The 16,003-nt window shown below is 55.7% G+C and carries 10 protein-coding genes, 6 tRNA genes and 3 rRNA genes; all 19 read left to right on the forward strand.

Going from position 1 to position 16,003, the window contains the following annotated elements:
- Positions 1 to 174 precede the first annotated feature (174 nt).
- The 19 genes from AA0Z93_RS09180 to rpoB all read left to right on the forward strand — a co-directional run bounded on the left by AA0Z93_RS09180 (position 175) and on the right by rpoB (position 15,965).
- Positions 175 to 1,711 (forward strand): 16S ribosomal RNA (locus AA0Z93_RS09180).
- 86 nt (positions 1,712 to 1,797) lie between these two features.
- A tRNA-Ile gene (locus AA0Z93_RS09185) sits at positions 1,798 to 1,874 on the forward strand.
- A gap of 6 nt (positions 1,875 to 1,880) precedes the next feature.
- Positions 1,881 to 1,956, forward strand: a tRNA-Ala gene (locus AA0Z93_RS09190).
- Positions 1,957 to 2,213: 257 nt separating this feature from the next.
- Positions 2,214 to 5,105, forward strand: a 23S ribosomal RNA gene (locus tag AA0Z93_RS09195).
- A gap of 126 nt (positions 5,106 to 5,231) precedes the next feature.
- Positions 5,232 to 5,347: ribosomal RNA gene (rrf, locus tag AA0Z93_RS09200) — 5S ribosomal RNA — on the forward strand.
- Together the 16S, 23S and 5S rRNA genes with 2 tRNA genes alongside form the textbook arrangement of a ribosomal RNA operon.
- A 149-nt stretch (positions 5,348 to 5,496) precedes the next feature.
- Entirely contained in the window at positions 5,497 to 6,456 is a 960-nt protein-coding gene (birA, locus tag AA0Z93_RS09205) for a bifunctional biotin--[acetyl-CoA-carboxylase] ligase/biotin operon repressor BirA (protein ID WP_413045568.1), read from the forward strand.
- Positions 6,446 to 7,198 carry a pantothenate kinase gene (locus AA0Z93_RS09210; protein ID WP_413045567.1) on the forward strand — a complete coding sequence of 251 codons (753 nt, stop codon included), beginning with the start codon at positions 6,446 to 6,448 and terminating at the stop codon, positions 7,196 to 7,198. The genes birA and AA0Z93_RS09210 overlap by 11 nt, the downstream gene beginning before the upstream one ends.
- Before the next feature lie 7 nt (positions 7,199 to 7,205).
- Entirely contained in the window at positions 7,206 to 7,631 is a 426-nt protein-coding gene (locus AA0Z93_RS09215; protein WP_413045566.1) for a hypothetical protein, read from the forward strand.
- 144 nt (positions 7,632 to 7,775) lie between these two features.
- Positions 7,776 to 7,860 (forward strand) — tRNA-Tyr (locus AA0Z93_RS09220).
- A gap of 22 nt (positions 7,861 to 7,882) precedes the next feature.
- A tRNA-Gly gene (locus tag AA0Z93_RS09225) sits at positions 7,883 to 7,956 on the forward strand.
- Positions 7,957 to 7,979: 23 nt separating this feature from the next.
- Positions 7,980 to 8,055 (forward strand) — tRNA-Thr (locus tag AA0Z93_RS09230).
- A gap of 192 nt (positions 8,056 to 8,247) precedes the next feature.
- Positions 8,248 to 8,323 (forward strand) — tRNA-Trp (locus AA0Z93_RS09235).
- Between the two features lie 44 nt (positions 8,324 to 8,367).
- Positions 8,368 to 8,736: a preprotein translocase subunit SecE gene (gene secE, locus AA0Z93_RS09240; RefSeq protein WP_296269190.1), complete on the forward strand. Its 369-nt coding sequence runs from the start codon at positions 8,368 to 8,370 to the stop codon at positions 8,734 to 8,736.
- Between the two features lie 9 nt (positions 8,737 to 8,745).
- Positions 8,746 to 9,279, forward strand: coding sequence for a transcription termination/antitermination protein NusG (nusG, locus tag AA0Z93_RS09245; RefSeq protein ID WP_296269191.1), 534 nt, complete (start codon positions 8,746 to 8,748; stop codon positions 9,277 to 9,279).
- Between the two features lie 119 nt (positions 9,280 to 9,398).
- A complete protein-coding gene (gene rplK, locus AA0Z93_RS09250; RefSeq protein ID WP_028633698.1) occupies positions 9,399 to 9,830 on the forward strand; it encodes a 50S ribosomal protein L11 in 432 nt (143 codons plus the stop codon).
- A complete protein-coding gene (gene rplA, locus AA0Z93_RS09255) occupies positions 9,830 to 10,525 on the forward strand; it encodes a 50S ribosomal protein L1 (protein ID WP_296269192.1) in 696 nt (231 codons plus the stop codon). Before rplK ends, rplA begins: the two co-directional genes overlap by 1 nt.
- A 201-nt stretch (positions 10,526 to 10,726) precedes the next feature.
- Positions 10,727 to 11,227 (forward strand): 50S ribosomal protein L10, encoded by a 501-nt coding sequence (rplJ, locus tag AA0Z93_RS09260; protein ID WP_296269193.1) that lies wholly within the window; start codon positions 10,727 to 10,729, stop codon positions 11,225 to 11,227.
- Positions 11,228 to 11,305: 78 nt separating this feature from the next.
- Positions 11,306 to 11,671, forward strand: coding sequence for a 50S ribosomal protein L7/L12 (gene rplL, locus AA0Z93_RS09265; protein WP_033703494.1), 366 nt, complete (start codon positions 11,306 to 11,308; stop codon positions 11,669 to 11,671).
- 220 nt (positions 11,672 to 11,891) lie between these two features.
- Positions 11,892 to 15,965, forward strand: a complete 4,074-nt coding sequence (rpoB, locus tag AA0Z93_RS09270; RefSeq protein WP_313740365.1) for a DNA-directed RNA polymerase subunit beta — start codon at positions 11,892 to 11,894, stop codon at positions 15,963 to 15,965.
- Positions 15,966 to 16,003 lie beyond the last annotated feature (38 nt).

Below are 16,003 nucleotides of genomic sequence, written 5' to 3' on the forward strand. Positions count from 1 at the left end.
GGCTCAACCAACCGCTCTTTAACAATTTGAATCAAGCAATTCGTGTGGGTGCTTGTGAGTATGGACTGATAGTCACCAAGATTATCAGCATCACAAGTGACCATGCGAGAAATCACATAGTCATTTGAGATTGCTGAGCCAAGTTTAGGGTTTCTTAAAAACCCAAGCAGTATTGAACTGAAGAGTTTGATCATGGCTCAGATTGAACGCTGGCGGCAGGCCTAACACATGCAAGTCGAGCGGATGAGAAGAGCTTGCTCTTCGATTCAGCGGCGGACGGGTGAGTAATGCCTAGGAATCTGCCTGGTAGTGGGGGACAACGTTTCGAAAGGAACGCTAATACCGCATACGTCCTACGGGAGAAAGCAGGGGACCTTCGGGCCTTGCGCTATCAGATGAGCCTAGGTCGGATTAGCTTGTTGGTGAGGTAATGGCTCACCAAGGCGACGATCCGTAACTGGTCTGAGAGGATGATCAGTCACACTGGAACTGAGACACGGTCCAGACTCCTACGGGAGGCAGCAGTGGGGAATATTGGACAATGGGCGAAAGCCTGATCCAGCCATGCCGCGTGTGTGAAGAAGGTCTTCGGATTGTAAAGCACTTTAAGTTGGGAGGAAGGGCAGCTAGCGAATACCTGGTTGTTTTGACGTTACCGACAGAATAAGCACCGGCTAACTCTGTGCCAGCAGCCGCGGTAATACAGAGGGTGCAAGCGTTAATCGGAATTACTGGGCGTAAAGCGCGCGTAGGTGGTTTGTTAAGTTGGATGTGAAAGCCCCGGGCTCAACCTGGGAACTGCATCCAAAACTGGCAAGCTAGAGTATGGTAGAGGGTGGTGGAATTTCCTGTGTAGCGGTGAAATGCGTAGATATAGGAAGGAACACCAGTGGCGAAGGCGACCACCTGGACTGATACTGACACTGAGGTGCGAAAGCGTGGGGAGCAAACAGGATTAGATACCCTGGTAGTCCACGCCGTAAACGATGTCAACTAGCCGTTGGAATCCTTGAGATTTTAGTGGCGCAGCTAACGCATTAAGTTGACCGCCTGGGGAGTACGGCCGCAAGGTTAAAACTCAAATGAATTGACGGGGGCCCGCACAAGCGGTGGAGCATGTGGTTTAATTCGAAGCAACGCGAAGAACCTTACCAGGCCTTGACATGCAGAGAACGTTCCAGAGATGGATCGGTGCCTTCGGGAACTCTGACACAGGTGCTGCATGGCTGTCGTCAGCTCGTGTCGTGAGATGTTGGGTTAAGTCCCGTAACGAGCGCAACCCTTGTCCTTAGTTACCAGCACGTTATGGTGGGCACTCTAAGGAGACTGCCGGTGACAAACCGGAGGAAGGTGGGGATGACGTCAAGTCATCATGGCCCTTACGGCCTGGGCTACACACGTGCTACAATGGTCGGTACAGAGGGTTGCCAAGCCGCGAGGTGGAGCTAATCTCACAAAACCGATCGTAGTCCGGATCGCAGTCTGCAACTCGACTGCGTGAAGTCGGAATCGCTAGTAATCGTGAATCAGAATGTCACGGTGAATACGTTCCCGGGCCTTGTACACACCGCCCGTCACACCATGGGAGTGGGTTGCACCAGAAGTAGCTAGTCTAACCTTCGGGGGGACGGTTACCACGGTGTGATTCATGACTGGGGTGAAGTCGTAACAAGGTAGCCGTAGGGGAACCTGCGGCTGGATCACCTCCTTAATCGACGACATCAGCCTGCTGATGAGCTCCCACACGAATTGCTTGATTCATTGTACGAAGACGATGCTGTAACGCGACCCTGTTATAGGTCTGTAGCTCAGTTGGTTAGAGCGCACCCCTGATAAGGGTGAGGTCGGCAGTTCAAATCTGCCCAGACCTACCAGCTTCTGGGGCCATAGCTCAGCTGGGAGAGCGCCTGCCTTGCACGCAGGAGGTCAGCGGTTCGATCCCGCTTGGCTCCACCACCTTTTAGCATCGTTTGCTGTTCAGAACTTAGAAATGAACATTCCACCCAGGTCATCGGGTGCGCTGAATGTTGATTTCTGACTTTTGTCAGATCGTTCTTTAAAAATTCGGATATGTGATAGAAATAGACTGATGGCCACTTTCACTGGTGGTGATCAGGCTAAGGTAAAATTTGTGAGTTCTGCGCGAGAGCGCAACATGCGAATTTTCGGCGAATGTCGTCTTCATAGTATAACCAGATTGCTTGGGGTTATATGGTCAAGTGAAGAAGCGCATACGGTGGATGCCTTGGCAGTCAGAGGCGATGAAAGACGTGGTAGCCTGCGATAAGCTTTGGGGAGTCGGCAAACAGACTGTGATCCAGAGATCTCTGAATGGGGGAACCCAACCAGCACAAGCTGGTTATCTTGTACTGAATACATAGGTGCAAGAGGCGAACCAGGGGAACTGAAACATCTAAGTACCCTGAGGAAAAGAAATCAACCGAGATTCCCTTAGTAGTGGCGAGCGAACGGGGACCAGCCCTTAAGTTGGTTTGAGAGTAGTGGAACGCTCTGGAAAGTGCGGCCATAGTGGGTGATAGCCCCGTACACGAAACGCTCTTATCAATGAAATCGAGTAGGACGGAGCACGAGAAACTTTGTCTGAATATGGGGGGACCATCCTCCAAGGCTAAATACTACTGACTGACCGATAGTGAACCAGTACCGTGAGGGAAAGGCGAAAAGAACCCCGGAGAGGGGAGTGAAATAGATCCTGAAACCGTATGCGTACAAGCAGTGGGAGCCTACTTTGTTAGGTGACTGCGTACCTTTTGTATAATGGGTCAGCGACTTATATTCAGTGGCGAGCTTAACCGAATAGGGGAGGCGTAGCGAAAGCGAGTCTTAATAGGGCGTTTAGTCGCTGGGTATAGACCCGAAACCGGGCGATCTATCCATGGGCAGGTTGAAGGTTAGGTAACACTGACTGGAGGACCGAACCGACTACCGTTGAAAAGTTAGCGGATGACCTGTGGATCGGAGTGAAAGGCTAATCAAGCTCGGAGATAGCTGGTTCTCCTCGAAAGCTATTTAGGTAGCGCCTCATGTATCACTGTAGGGGGTAGAGCACTGTTTCGGCTAGGGGGTCATCCCGACTTACCAAACCGATGCAAACTCCGAATACCTACAAGTGCCGAGCATGGGAGACACACGGCGGGTGCTAACGTCCGTCGTGAAAAGGGAAACAACCCAGACCGTCAGCTAAGGTCCCAAAATCCTGGTTAAGTGGGAAACGATGTGGGAAGGCTTAGACAGCTAGGAGGTTGGCTTAGAAGCAGCCACCCTTTAAAGAAAGCGTAATAGCTCACTAGTCGAGTCGGCCTGCGCGGAAGATGTAACGGGGCTCAAACCAGGTACCGAAGCTACGGGTATCACCTTTGGTGATGCGGTAGAGGAGCGTTCTGTAAGCCTGTGAAGGTGAGTTGAGAAGCTTGCTGGAGGTATCAGAAGTGCGAATGCTGACATGAGTAACGACAATGCGAGTGAAAAACTCGCACGCCGAAAGACCAAGGTTTCCTGCGCAACGTTAATCGACGCAGGGTTAGTCGGTCCCTAAGGCGAGGCTGAAAAGCGTAGTCGATGGAAAACAGGTTAATATTCCTGTACTTGCAGTTATTGCGATGGAGGGACGGAGAAGGCTAGGCCAGCTTGGCGTTGGTTGTCCAAGTTTAAGGTGGTAGGCTGAGATCTTAGGCAAATCCGGGATCTCAAGGCCGAGAGCTGATGACGAGTTGCCTTTAGGCGACGAAGTGGTTAATGCCATGCTTCCAAGAAAAGCTCCTAAGCTTCAGATAACTGGGAACCGTACCCCAAACCGACACAGGTGGTTGGGTAGAGAATACCAAGGCGCTTGAGAGAACTCGGGTGAAGGAACTAGGCAAAATGGCACCGTAACTTCGGGAGAAGGTGCGCCGGTGAGGGTGAAGGACTTGCTCCGTAAGCTCATGCCGGTCGAAGATACCAGGCCGCTGCGACTGTTTATTAAAAACACAGCACTCTGCAAACACGAAAGTGGACGTATAGGGTGTGACGCCTGCCCGGTGCCGGAAGGTTAATTGATGGGGTTAGCGCAAGCGAAGCTCTTGATCGAAGCCCCGGTAAACGGCGGCCGTAACTATAACGGTCCTAAGGTAGCGAAATTCCTTGTCGGGTAAGTTCCGACCTGCACGAATGGCGTAACGATGGCGGCGCTGTCTCCACCCGAGACTCAGTGAAATTGAAATCGCTGTGAAGATGCAGTGTATCCGCGGCTAGACGGAAAGACCCCGTGAACCTTTACTATAGCTTTGCACTGGACTTTGAATTTGCTTGTGTAGGATAGGTGGGAGGCTTTGAAGTGGGGACGCCAGTCCTCATGGAGCCATCCTTGAAATACCACCCTGGCAACTTTGAGGTTCTAACTCAGGTCCGTCATCCGGATCGAGGACAGTGTATGGTGGGTAGTTTGACTGGGGCGGTCTCCTCCCAAAGAGTAACGGAGGAGTACGAAGGTGCGCTCAGACCGGTCGGAAATCGGTCGTAGAGTATAAAGGCAAAAGCGCGCTTGACTGCGAGACCCACACGTCGAGCAGGTACGAAAGTAGGTCTTAGTGATCCGGTGGTTCTGTATGGAAGGGCCATCGCTCAACGGATAAAAGGTACTCCGGGGATAACAGGCTGATACCGCCCAAGAGTTCATATCGACGGCGGTGTTTGGCACCTCGATGTCGGCTCATCACATCCTGGGGCTGAAGCCGGTCCCAAGGGTATGGCTGTTCGCCATTTAAAGTGGTACGCGAGCTGGGTTTAGAACGTCGTGAGACAGTTCGGTCCCTATCTGCCGTGGACGTTTGAGATTTGAGAGGGGCTGCTCCTAGTACGAGAGGACCGGAGTGGACGAACCTCTGGTGTTCCGGTTGTCACGCCAGTGGCATTGCCGGGTAGCTATGTTCGGAAGAGATAACCGCTGAAAGCATCTAAGCGGGAAACTTGCCTCAAGATGAGATCTCACTGGGATCTTGAATCCCCTAAAGGGCCGTCGAAGACTACGACGTTGATAGGTTGGGTGTGTAAGCGCTGTGAGGCGTTGAGCTAACCAATACTAATTGCCCGTGAGGCTTGACCATATAACACCCAAGCAATCTGCCAAGACGCAGGTTGGGTGCAAGACGCATCGCCGAAGATTCGCACACAGATCATCACATATCCGAATTGGCTGGCCCGTCGGCAACGACGTACCGGCAACCGAATTTCTTGACGACCATAGAGCATTGGAACCACCTGATCCCATCCCGAACTCAGCAGTGAAACGATGCATCGCCGATGGTAGTGTGGGGTTTCCCCATGTGAGAGTAGGTCATCGTCAAGATTCATTTCGCAAAACCCCTATCTGCGCGAGCAGGTAGGGGTTTTGTCTTTTCTGCGCGTGCAAACATGCGCCCATCTCGATGCCGTTGTTCCTATGCATTTTTTCAGGGCGTGGCTATCATGCCAGCCTCATTCAGAATCGAGACTGGCATGCTGAAGTTGTTGAACCTCCTCAAAGATGGCCGCTTTCACTCAGGCGAAGAACTGGGCGCTGCTTTGGGAGTGAGTCGCAGCGCTGTCTGGAAGCAATTGCAGAGCCTGCAGTCCGAATGCAGCCTGACCATCCACAAAGTACGCGGACGGGGCTATCAGCTTTCGGCACCTTTGCAACTGCTCGATCCCCAAGCCATAGGTGGGCATGACCAGGCGCCACAATGGCCCGTATTCGTGTATGAGACTATCGACTCGACCAATGCCGAAGCGTTGCGACTGGTCGGACAGGGGCGCTCGGCGCCTTTCCTTGTCGTAGCGGAAAGCCAGACTGCAGGGCGTGGCCGTCGTGGCAGGCAATGGGTTAGTCCCTTTGCCGAGAACCTCTACTACAGCCTGGTATTGCGGGTAGACGGCGGTATGCGCCAGCTCGAAGGGCTGAGTCTAGTGGTTGGCCTGGCTGTGATGCGTTCGTTGCAGGCGTTAGGTGTACGTGGCATAGGCCTGAAATGGCCGAACGATGTGCTAGTTGGTGACCAGAAAATTGCTGGAATTCTGCTTGAGCTGATAGGTGATCCGGCAGATATCTGTCATGTGGTCATGGGCATAGGCATCAACGTGAACATGCAAGCCAACACCGAGGTTGATCAGCTATGGACCTCGGTAAAGCGCGAAACCGGTAAAGGCGTCGATCGCAATCATCTGGTGGCGATACTGAGTAGGCAATTAGGCCAAGAGCTAGAGCGGCATCGTCGACATGGGTTTGCTGTATTTCGAGAGGAGTGGGAGCAAGCGCATGCCTGGCAGAACCGAGAGGCTTCATTGATAGCGGGTAGCACCCGTGTCGATGGGACTGTCCGCGGTATCGATGCGCAAGGCGCCCTACGGCTTGAAATTGACGGCATTGAAAAGAGCTTCAGCGGTGGTGAGCTCAGTCTGAGGTTGCGTGATGATTCTTGAGCTCGATTGCGGTAACAGCTTTATAAAATGGCGAGTCATAGCTGCTGCAGATGCAACGATCATAAACGGCGGTATCGTCGACTCGGACGAGCAGCTTTTGCAGGCTCTCGCCACCAGTCACCCAGAGGTACAGCTAGTAGCGTGCCGAATGGTCAGCGTCCGCAGTGAGGAAGAAACGGCAGTGCTAAGCGCGGCCCTGCGCGAAGCCTTCGCTGTAGAGGTGCAGGTTGCAGCGCCGGCCAAAATACTCGCTGGCGTGCGCAATGGTTATGAGGATTATCAGCGTCTGGGCATGGATCGTTGGCTGGCGATCCTGGGTGGCTTCCATCTGGCTGGCAGAGCATGCTTGATCATCGACTTCGGCACTGCAGCGAAGGCGGATTTCGTAGCGGCGGACGGTGAGCATTTGGGTGGCTACATATGCCCGGGCATGCCGCTAATGCGCAGCCAACTACGTACCCACACTCGGCGGATACGCTATGACGACGCCTCGGCAGAGCGCGCGATGGTCAGTTTGGCGCCAGGCACTTCTACTGTCGAGGCGGTGGAGCGCGGCTGCGTGATGATGCTGCAAGGCTTTGCCCGTTCACAAATAGACCAGGCAACGGCGCTGTGGAGGGAGGACTTTACTGTGTTTCTCACCGGCGGCGACGCGCCATTGGCAAAAAGTGCTGCTCCTCAGGCTCGCATCGTGCCTGACTTGGTGTTCGTTGGACTCGCGCTCGCCTGCCCTATGCATTGAGGTATCTATGCGCTGGTTATTCATGCTGCTGCTCGTGCTCAACATCGGCTACTTCGCCTGGTACCGACATGAGGCGCCATTGCGAGTCAAGGATGTCACGCCCGTATCGCTGTACAAGGGAGGGCAGCAGGAAATCCGTTTGATACGCGAGGCTGGAGTAGGGCACACGGTGCGCAAGCGAGATGAGTGCTTAGTGGTGGGCGGGCTGCGAACCGAAGAAGAGCAACAGTCTCTGCGTCAGCGCTTGATCAGTCTGGATATCTCCACCGAAAGCGTACCGCGCGGACTGCCAGGAGAGGCGGGTTATTGGTTGCAAGTAAATGCCCAAAGCGAACGTTTGCTGGATGAGCCGGTGCTTTTGAGTCTTTCCAAGGATTTCAAAGACTTAAAACATAAAATTATTTTATGCGGGGGGGTTGCAAGTGCTGGTTAGCTTGATAGAATGGCGCCCGCTTCGCAGGGAAGACCGCTCAGGTGGTTGAACCGGAAGCTACTGTCGAATGAGCTAACCTCAAGATTTAAATGAGAAAAAGCTTGACAGTAGGACGGCAAGAGTTGAAAATGCCGCCCACGCTTAGGAGGGGTTCCCGAGCGGCCAAAGGGATCAGACTGTAAATCTGACGTCTTCGACTTCGAAGGTTCGAATCCTTCCCCCTCCACCATTTTGCGAGAGCTGCAAGCTCCGCGGGTATAGTTTAGTGGTAGAACCTCAGCCTTCCAAGCTGATGATGCGGGTTCGATTCCCGCTACCCGCTCCAAGTTTGCTGTTTTCAATGTGTTTGCTCTTGTAGCTCAGTTGGTAGAGCACACCCTTGGTAAGGGTGAGGTCAGCGGTTCAAGTCCGCTCAAGAGCTCCATATAGACAAAGGCAGATATGAAAATATCTGCCTTTGTTTTATCAGGAAGACCAGATTCGCTTTCTGGTAAAAGCGCCAGCAGCCAACGATTCGCAAGGCTAGCAGCGCGCAGGGCTGATAGAAAAACGCCCTAACAAGTGGTTGATTTCCCAAGGTCAGATCGGCATAATGCGCCGCCTGATACAGCGTTAAAGGTCAGTAGCTCAATTGGCAGAGCGACGGTCTCCAAAACCGTAGGTTGGGGGTTCGATTCCCTCCTGACCTGCCATTCACCTCGGCGTGATTGGCTTTCTTCTTACAGGATCCTCCTCGATGACTCCCAAAACTGAAGCCCAAGAAACACGTTTCGATCTGTTCAAGTGGCTGGCTGTCGTAGCTTTGGTTGTCGTTGGTGTGGTGGGTAATCAGTATTACTCCGCAGCGCCAATCCTGTATCGCGTACTCGCATTGCTCGCTCTGGCTGCTGTAGCAGGCTTCGTTGCCCTGCAGACGGCGAAGGGCAAGTCGTTCTTTGCGCTCGCGAAGGAAGCTCGCACCGAGATCCGTAAAGTCGTGTGGCCAACCCGCCAAGAAACCATGCAGACCACGTTGATCGTTGTGGTCGTAGTGCTGGTCATGGCGTTGCTGTTGTGGGGTCTCGATTCCCTGCTCGGCTGGTTGGTTTCCTTGATTGTTGGTTAAGGGTGTCCCGTGGCTAAGCGTTGGTACGTCGTGCATGCTTACTCGGGTTACGAGAAGCATGTAATGCGCTCCTTGATTGAGCGTGTAAAGCTTGCTGGCATGGAAGACGTTTTTGGCGAAATCCTGGTTCCTACCGAGGAAGTCGTCGAAATGCGCAATGGCCAGAAGCGCAAGAGCGAACGAAAATTCTTCCCTGGCTATGTATTGGTCCAGATGGAGATGAGCGAAGGCACTTGGCACCTTGTCAAAGATACGCCTCGCGTGATGGGTTTCATCGGCGGTACCGCAGACAAGCCTGCGCCTATCACTGATAAAGAAGCTGAAGCGATCTTGCGCCGCGTTGCGGACGGTAGCGCCAAGCCCAAGCCCAAGACGTTGTTCGAGCCGGGTGAGACCGTACGTGTCACCGATGGCCCGTTTGCCGATTTCACCGGTAACGTCGAAGAAGTTAACTACGAAAAGAGCAGGTTGCAGGTTGCAGTGCTCATTTTCGGCCGCTCTACTCCGGTAGAGCTCGAGTTCGGCCAGGTCGAGAAGGTCTAGCGGAACGACGCATCCCATACCCCGCAGCCCTATGTGCTGCGGGGTTTTGTCGTCACTGGGATAAAACGCAAGTCATCCGGGGAGCCATCTGGCGTTCGTACCCGATTTTGGAGTAGCTCATGGCTAAGAAGATTCAGGCTTACATCAAGCTGCAAGTTAAGGCCGGCCAGGCCAACCCAAGCCCGCCCGTTGGTCCAGCACTGGGTCAACACGGCGTGAACATCATGGAGTTCTGCAAGGCCTTCAACGCCCGTACTCAGGGTCAAGAAGCCGGCCTGCCGACTCCCGTGATCATCACCGTCTACAGCGACCGTAGCTTCACTTTCGAAACCAAGAGCACCCCTGCCTCGGTTCTTCTGAAGAAAGCCGCCGGCCTGACCAGCGGTTCGGCCCGTCCGAACACCGTCAAAGTCGGTACCGTGACCCGTGCCCAGCTGGAAGAGATCGCCAAAACCAAACAGGCCGATCTGACTTCTGCTGACCTGGACGCTGCCGTGCGCACCATCGCCGGCTCTGCCCGCAGCATGGGCCTGAACGTGGAGGGTGTGTAATGGCTAAGCTGACCAAGCGCCAAAAAGCTATCGCTTCGAAAGTCGAAGCAGGCAAGAGCTACAGCTTCGAAGACGCCGCCGCTCTGCTGGCTGAGCTGTCTGCTGTCAAGTTCACCGAATCGTTCGACATCGCTGTCAACCTCGGCGTCGATCCGCGTAAATCCGACCAGGTCGTTCGTAGCGCTACCGTGCTGCCGCATGGCACTGGCAAGACCGTACGCGTGGCCGTCTTCACCCAGGGCCCAGCTGCCGAGGCCGCTCTGGCTGCCGGCGCTGACCGCGTAGGTATGGACGATCTGGCAGCCGAAATGAAAGGCGGCGACCTGAACTATGACGTCGTCATCGCATCGCCTGATGCCATGCGCGTCGTAGGTCAGCTGGGCCAGGTTCTGGGTCCTCGCGGCCTGATGCCTAACCCGAAAGTCGGCACCGTGACCCCAGACGTAGCCACCGCGGTTAAAAACGCCAAGGCTGGTCAGGTTCGCTACCGTACCGACAAGAACGGTATCATCCACACTTCCGTTGGCAAGGTTGGCTTCGAAGCCATCAAGCTGAAGGAAAACGTTGAAGCCCTGATCGCCGATCTGAAGCGTATCAAGCCAGCTTCTTCGAAAGGTATCTACGTCAAGCGCGTTACCCTGAGCACTACCATGGGTCCAGGCCTGGTCATCGACCAAGGTTCGCTCGACGTATAAGCGACAATGCCGGCACGGGTTGACCGTGCCGGTAGCAAGAGATTGGGGTCCCTGCCTGGCGGGGGCTATCCAAGACCGTAGGCGACGCAAGTCTTAAACCCCCAGCCTACGCAGATGGTGCTCCCGGTTCGTTATCGAATCAGACACCAAAACGACATCCGGCTTCGGCCAGATGAAACGGTTAAAACCAGGAGTAAACCCGTGGCAATTAAACTCGAAGACAAGAAGGCCATCGTCGCTGAAGTCAACGAGGCTGCCAAAGTCGCTCTGTCTGCTGTCGTGGCTGATGCCCGTGGCGTGACTGTAAGCGCAATGACCGGACTCCGTAAAGAGGCCCGTGAAGCTGGCGTCTACGTACGTGTCGTACGTAACACCCTGCTCAAGCGCGCCGTTGCCGATACTGAATTCAGCATCCTCAACGACGCCTTCACTGGCCCTACCCTGATCGCATTCTCCAACGAACACCCGGGCGCTGCTGCTCGTCTGTTCAAAGAATTCGCCAAGGGTCAGGACAAGTTCGAGATCAAGGCAGCTGCGTTTGACGGCAATTTCATTGCCGCCAACCAGATCGACGTGTTGGCTACCTTGCCGACCCGTGACGAAGCTATCGCTAAGCTGATGAGCGTGATCCAAGGCGCTACCAGCAAGCTGGCTCGTACACTGGCAGCCGTTCGCGACCAGAAAGAAGCTGCTGCGGCCTAAGCCTGCGCATCTGCTTTCAAAATCATACGTTTAATTTGATGGCTGCGTAGGCTGTCACCCCAATACAGGATTTAAGTCATGTCCCTGACTAACGAGCAAATCATCGAAGCAATCGGCCAGAAAACCGTTCTGGAAGTTGTTGAGCTGATCAAAGCAATGGAAGAAACCTTCGGCGTTACCGCTGCTGTTGCCGCCGCTGGCCCAGCTGCTGCCGCTGCCGTCGTTGAAGAGCAAACCGAGTTCAACGTCGTTCTGCTGGAAGCTGGCGAGAAGAAGGTCAACGTGATCAAGGCAGTTCGTGAACTGACCGGTCTGGGCCTGAAAGAAGCAAAAGAGAAAGTAGACGGCGCTCCTCAGGTCGTTGCCGAAGGCGTTTCGAAAGAAGCTGCTGAAGACGCCAAGAAGAAGCTGGAAGAAGCAGGCGCTAAAGTCGAGCTGAAGTAATTTCGACTGTGCGACTCCAGCCTGAGCGTTAAGCGAAGGCTGATGGCTGGTGGCTTAGGCCACCGGCCTTTTTCCGTTATTGGTGGTCGATCGTTTTCGACCCCGGTAACGAGCGGTAAACACCCATAGTGGGTGGCGCAAACCACGGGGTTTGCACGATTTTCTGGCTGCTCCCGCCGGGAGAAGCCAAACAAGCAGGTGACCAAGCTGGGGAACGCTGATGGCTTACTCATATACTGAGAAAAAACGTATCCGCAAGGACTTTAGCAAGTTGCCGGACGTCATGGATGTGCCTTACCTCCTGGCCATCCAGCTGGATTCGTATCGCGAATTCCTGCAAGCGGGAGCATCCAAGGATCAGTTCCGCGACATAGGCTTGCACGCGGCTTTCAAATCGGTATTCCCGATCATCAGCTACTCCGGCAATGCTGCCCTGGAGTACGTAGGCTATCGCCTGGGCGAACCAGCCTTCGATGTCAAGGAATGCGTACTTCGCGGTGTGACCTTCGCAGTGCCACTGCGGGTCAAGGTGCGCCTGATCATCTTCGACAAAGAGTCGTCGAACAAAGCGATCAAGGACATCAAAGAGCAAGAAGTCTACATGGGTGAAATCCCCCTGATGACTGAGAACGGTACCTTCGTTATCAACGGTACCGAGCGTGTGATCGTTTCCCAGCTGCACCGTTCGCCTGGCGTGTTCTTCGACCACGATCGTGGCAAGACCCACAGCTCCGGCAAACTGCTGTACTCCGCCCGTATCATTCCTTACCGCGGTTCGTGGCTGGACTTCGAGTTCGATCCGAAAGACTGCGTATTCGTCCGGATCGACCGTCGCCGCAAACTGCCGGCTTCGGTACTGCTGCGCGCGCTGGGTTACGGCACCGAGGAAATCCTCGACACCTTCTACACCACCAACGTCTTCCATGTGTCGGGCGAACAGCTCAGCCTGGAGCTGGTGCCTCAGCGCCTGCGTGGTGAAGTCGCCGCGATGGACATCCACGACGAGAACGGCAAAGTCATCGTCGAGCAGGGCCGTCGCATCACCGCCCGTCACGTCAACCAGCTGGAAAAAGCGGGCGTGAAAGAGCTCGCGGTGCCGATGGAATACGTACTGGGTCGCACCACGGCCAAGGCCATCGTGCATCCGGCTACCGGTGAAATCATCGCCGAGTGCAACACCGAGCTGACCACCGACCTGCTGGTCAAGGTCGCCAAGGCTCAGGTAGTGCGCATCGAGACGCTGTACACCAACGACATCGACTGCGGTCCGTTCATCGCCGACACCCTGAAGATCGACACCACCGGCAACCAGTTGGAAGCGCTGGTCGAGATCTACCGGATGATGCGTCCTGGCGAGCCGCCAACCAAGGATGCTGCCGAAACCCTGTTCAACAACCTGTTCTTCAGTGCCGAGCGCTACGACCTGTCTGGCGTAGGCCGCATGAAGTTCAACCGTCGTATCGGTCGTACCGAGATCGAAGGTTCGGGCGTGCTGAGCAAGGAAGACATCGTCGAGGTGCTCAAGACCCTCGTCGACATCCGTAACGGCAAAGGCATCGTCGACGACATCGACCACCTGGGTAACCGTCGCGTCCGCTGCGTAGGCGAGATGGCCGAGAACCAGTTCCGCGTTGGCCTGGTGCGCGTCGAGCGTGCGGTCAAGGAACGTCTGTCGATGGCCGAAAGCGAAGGCTTGATGCCGCAGGACCTGATCAACGCCAAGCCGGTCGCGGCCGCGGTGAAAGAGTTCTTCGGCTCCAGCCAGCTGTCGCAGTTCATGGACCAGAACAACCCGCTCTCCGAGATCACCCACAAGCGCCGCGTCTCAGCGCTCGGCCCGGGCGGTCTGACCCGTGAGCGCGCGGGCTTCGAAGTCCGTGACGTACACCCGACCCACTACGGCCGCGTGTGCCCGATCGAGACCCCGGAAGGTCCGAACATCGGTCTGATCAACTCCCTGGCGGCCTATGCCCGCACCAACCAGTACGGCTTCCTGGAAAGCCCGTACCGTGTGGTGAAGGAAGGCGTGGTCAGCGATGACATCGTGTTCCTGTCGGCCATCGAAGAAGCTGATCACGTGATCGCCCAGGCTTCGGCCGCGATGAACGAGAACAAGCAGCTGATCGACGAACTGGTCGCTGTGCGTCACCTGAACGAGTTCACCGTCAAGGCGCCGGAAGACGTCACCCTGATGGACGTCTCGCCCAAGCAGGTTGTCTCGGTCGCCGCGTCGCTGATTCCGTTCCTCGAGCACGACGACGCCAACCGTGCGTTGATGGGTTCGAACATGCAGCGTCAGGCTGTACCGACCCTGCGCGCCGACAAGCCGCTGGTAGGTACCGGCATGGAGCGCAACGTTGCGCGTGACTCCGGCGTTTGCGTCGTGGCGCGTCGTGGCGGTGTGATCGACTCGGTCGATGCCAGCCGTATCGTGGTCCGTGTTGCGGACGACGAAGTCGAGCCGGGCGAAGCCGGTGTCGACATCTACAACCTGACCAAGTACACCCGCTCGAACCAGAACACCTGCATCAACCAGCGCCCGTTGGTGAGCAAAGGTGATCGGGTCCGTCGCAGCGACATCATGGCCGATGGTCCGTCCACCGACATGGGTGAGCTGGCGCTGGGTCAGAACATGCGCATCGCCTTCATGGCATGGAACGGCTTCAACTTCGAAGACTCCATCTGCCTGTCCGAGCGCGTCGTTCAAGAAGACCGCTTCACCACGATCCACATCCAGGAACTGACCTGTGTGGCGCGTGACACCAAGCTTGGCCCAGAGGAAATCACTGCGGACATCCCGAACGTGGGCGAAGCCGCGCTGAACAAGCTGGACGAAGCCGGTATCGTTTACGTCGGTGCCGAAGTCGGCGCCGGCGACATCCTGGTGGGCAAAGTCACTCCGAAAGGCGAGACCCAGCTGACACCAGAAGAAAAATTGCTGCGTGCGATCTTCGGTGAGAAGGCCAGCGACGTCAAAGACACCTCCCTGCGTGTGCCGACCGGTACCAAGGGTACGGTCATCGACGTACAGGTGTTCACCCGTGATGGCGTCGAGCGCGACAGCCGTGCGTTGTCGATCGAGAAGATGCAGCTCGACGAGATCCGCAAGGACCTCAACGAAGAGTTCCGCATCGTCGAAGGCGCGACTTTCGAGCGTCTGCGTTCGGCCCTCAACGGCCAGTCCGTCGATGGCGGCGCTGGCTTGAAGAAAGGCACCGTGATCAGCGATGAGGTCCTCGACGGCCTCGAGCGCGGCCAGTGGTTCAAGCTGCGCATGGCAGAAGACGCCCTGAACGAGCAGCTGGAAAAAGCCCAGGCTTACATCGTCGATCGTCGCCGTCTGCTGGACGACAAGTTCGAAGACAAGAAGCGCAAGCTGCAGCAAGGCGATGACCTGGCTCCGGGCGTGCTGAAGATCGTCAAGGTTTACCTGGCCATCCGTCGTCGCATCCAGCCAGGCGACAAGATGGCCGGTCGTCACGGTAACAAAGGTGTAGTCTCGGTGATCATGCCGGTCGAAGACATGCCGCATGACGCCAACGGTACTCCGGTCGACGTCGTGCTCAACCCGTTGGGCGTACCTTCGCGTATGAACGTCGGGCAGATCCTCGAAACCCACCTGGGCCTCGCGGCCAAAGGCTTGGGCGAGAAGATCGACCGTATGCTCGAAGAGCAGCGTAAAGCCGCAGAACTGCGTGGCTTCCTGACCGAGATCTACAACGAGATCGGCGGTCGTCAGGAAAACCTCGACGAGTTCTCGGACGAAGAGATCATCGCCCTGGCGAACAACCTGAAGAAAGGTGTGCCAATGGCTACACCGGTCTTCGACGGTGCCAAGGAAAGCGAAATCAAGGCCATGCTGAAACTGGCAGACTTGCCGGAAAGCGGCCAGATGCAGCTGTTCGATGGCCGTACCGGTAACAAGTTCGAGCGTCCGGTGACCGTTGGTTACATGTACATGCTCAAGCTGAACCACTTGGTGGACGACAAGATGCACGCGCGTTCCACTGGTTCCTACAGCCTGGTCACCCAGCAGCCGCTCGGTGGTAAGGCGCAGTTCGGTGGTCAGCGTTTCGGGGAGATGGAGGTCTGGGCGCTGGAAGCCTATGGCGCCGCCTACACCCTGCAAGAAATGCTCACAGTGAAGTCGGACGACGTGAACGGCCGTACCAAGATGTACAAGAACATCGTGGATGGCGATCACCGTATGGAGCCGGGCATGCCCGAGTCCTTCAACGTGTTGATCAAAGAGATCCGTTCGCTCGGTATCGATATCGATCTGGAAACCGAATAACACGTGACGCGAGGGGAGCGGGGCTGGTAATCGCCCGC

This window comes from Pseudomonas phoenicis, from assembly GCF_047302395.1.
In the GTDB taxonomy this organism is placed as follows: domain Bacteria; phylum Pseudomonadota; class Gammaproteobacteria; order Pseudomonadales; family Pseudomonadaceae; genus Aquipseudomonas.

Coding starts and splice junctions, on each gene's coding strand:
- birA (WP_413045568.1), top strand. CDS start 5,497: ATGCTGAAGTTGTTGAACCTCCTCAAAGATGGCCGCTTTCACTCAGGC.
- AA0Z93_RS09210 (WP_413045567.1), top strand. CDS start 6,446: ATGATTCTTGAGCTCGATTGCGGTAACAGCTTTATAAAATGGCGAGTC.
- AA0Z93_RS09215 (WP_413045566.1), top strand. CDS start 7,206: ATGCGCTGGTTATTCATGCTGCTGCTCGTGCTCAACATCGGCTACTTC.
- secE (WP_296269190.1), top strand. CDS start 8,368: ATGACTCCCAAAACTGAAGCCCAAGAAACACGTTTCGATCTGTTCAAG.
- rplK (WP_028633698.1), top strand. CDS start 9,399: ATGGCTAAGAAGATTCAGGCTTACATCAAGCTGCAAGTTAAGGCCGGC.
- rplA (WP_296269192.1), top strand. CDS start 9,830: ATGGCTAAGCTGACCAAGCGCCAAAAAGCTATCGCTTCGAAAGTCGAA.
- rplL (WP_033703494.1), top strand. CDS start 11,306: ATGTCCCTGACTAACGAGCAAATCATCGAAGCAATCGGCCAGAAAACC.
- rpoB (WP_313740365.1), top strand. CDS start 11,892: ATGGCTTACTCATATACTGAGAAAAAACGTATCCGCAAGGACTTTAGC.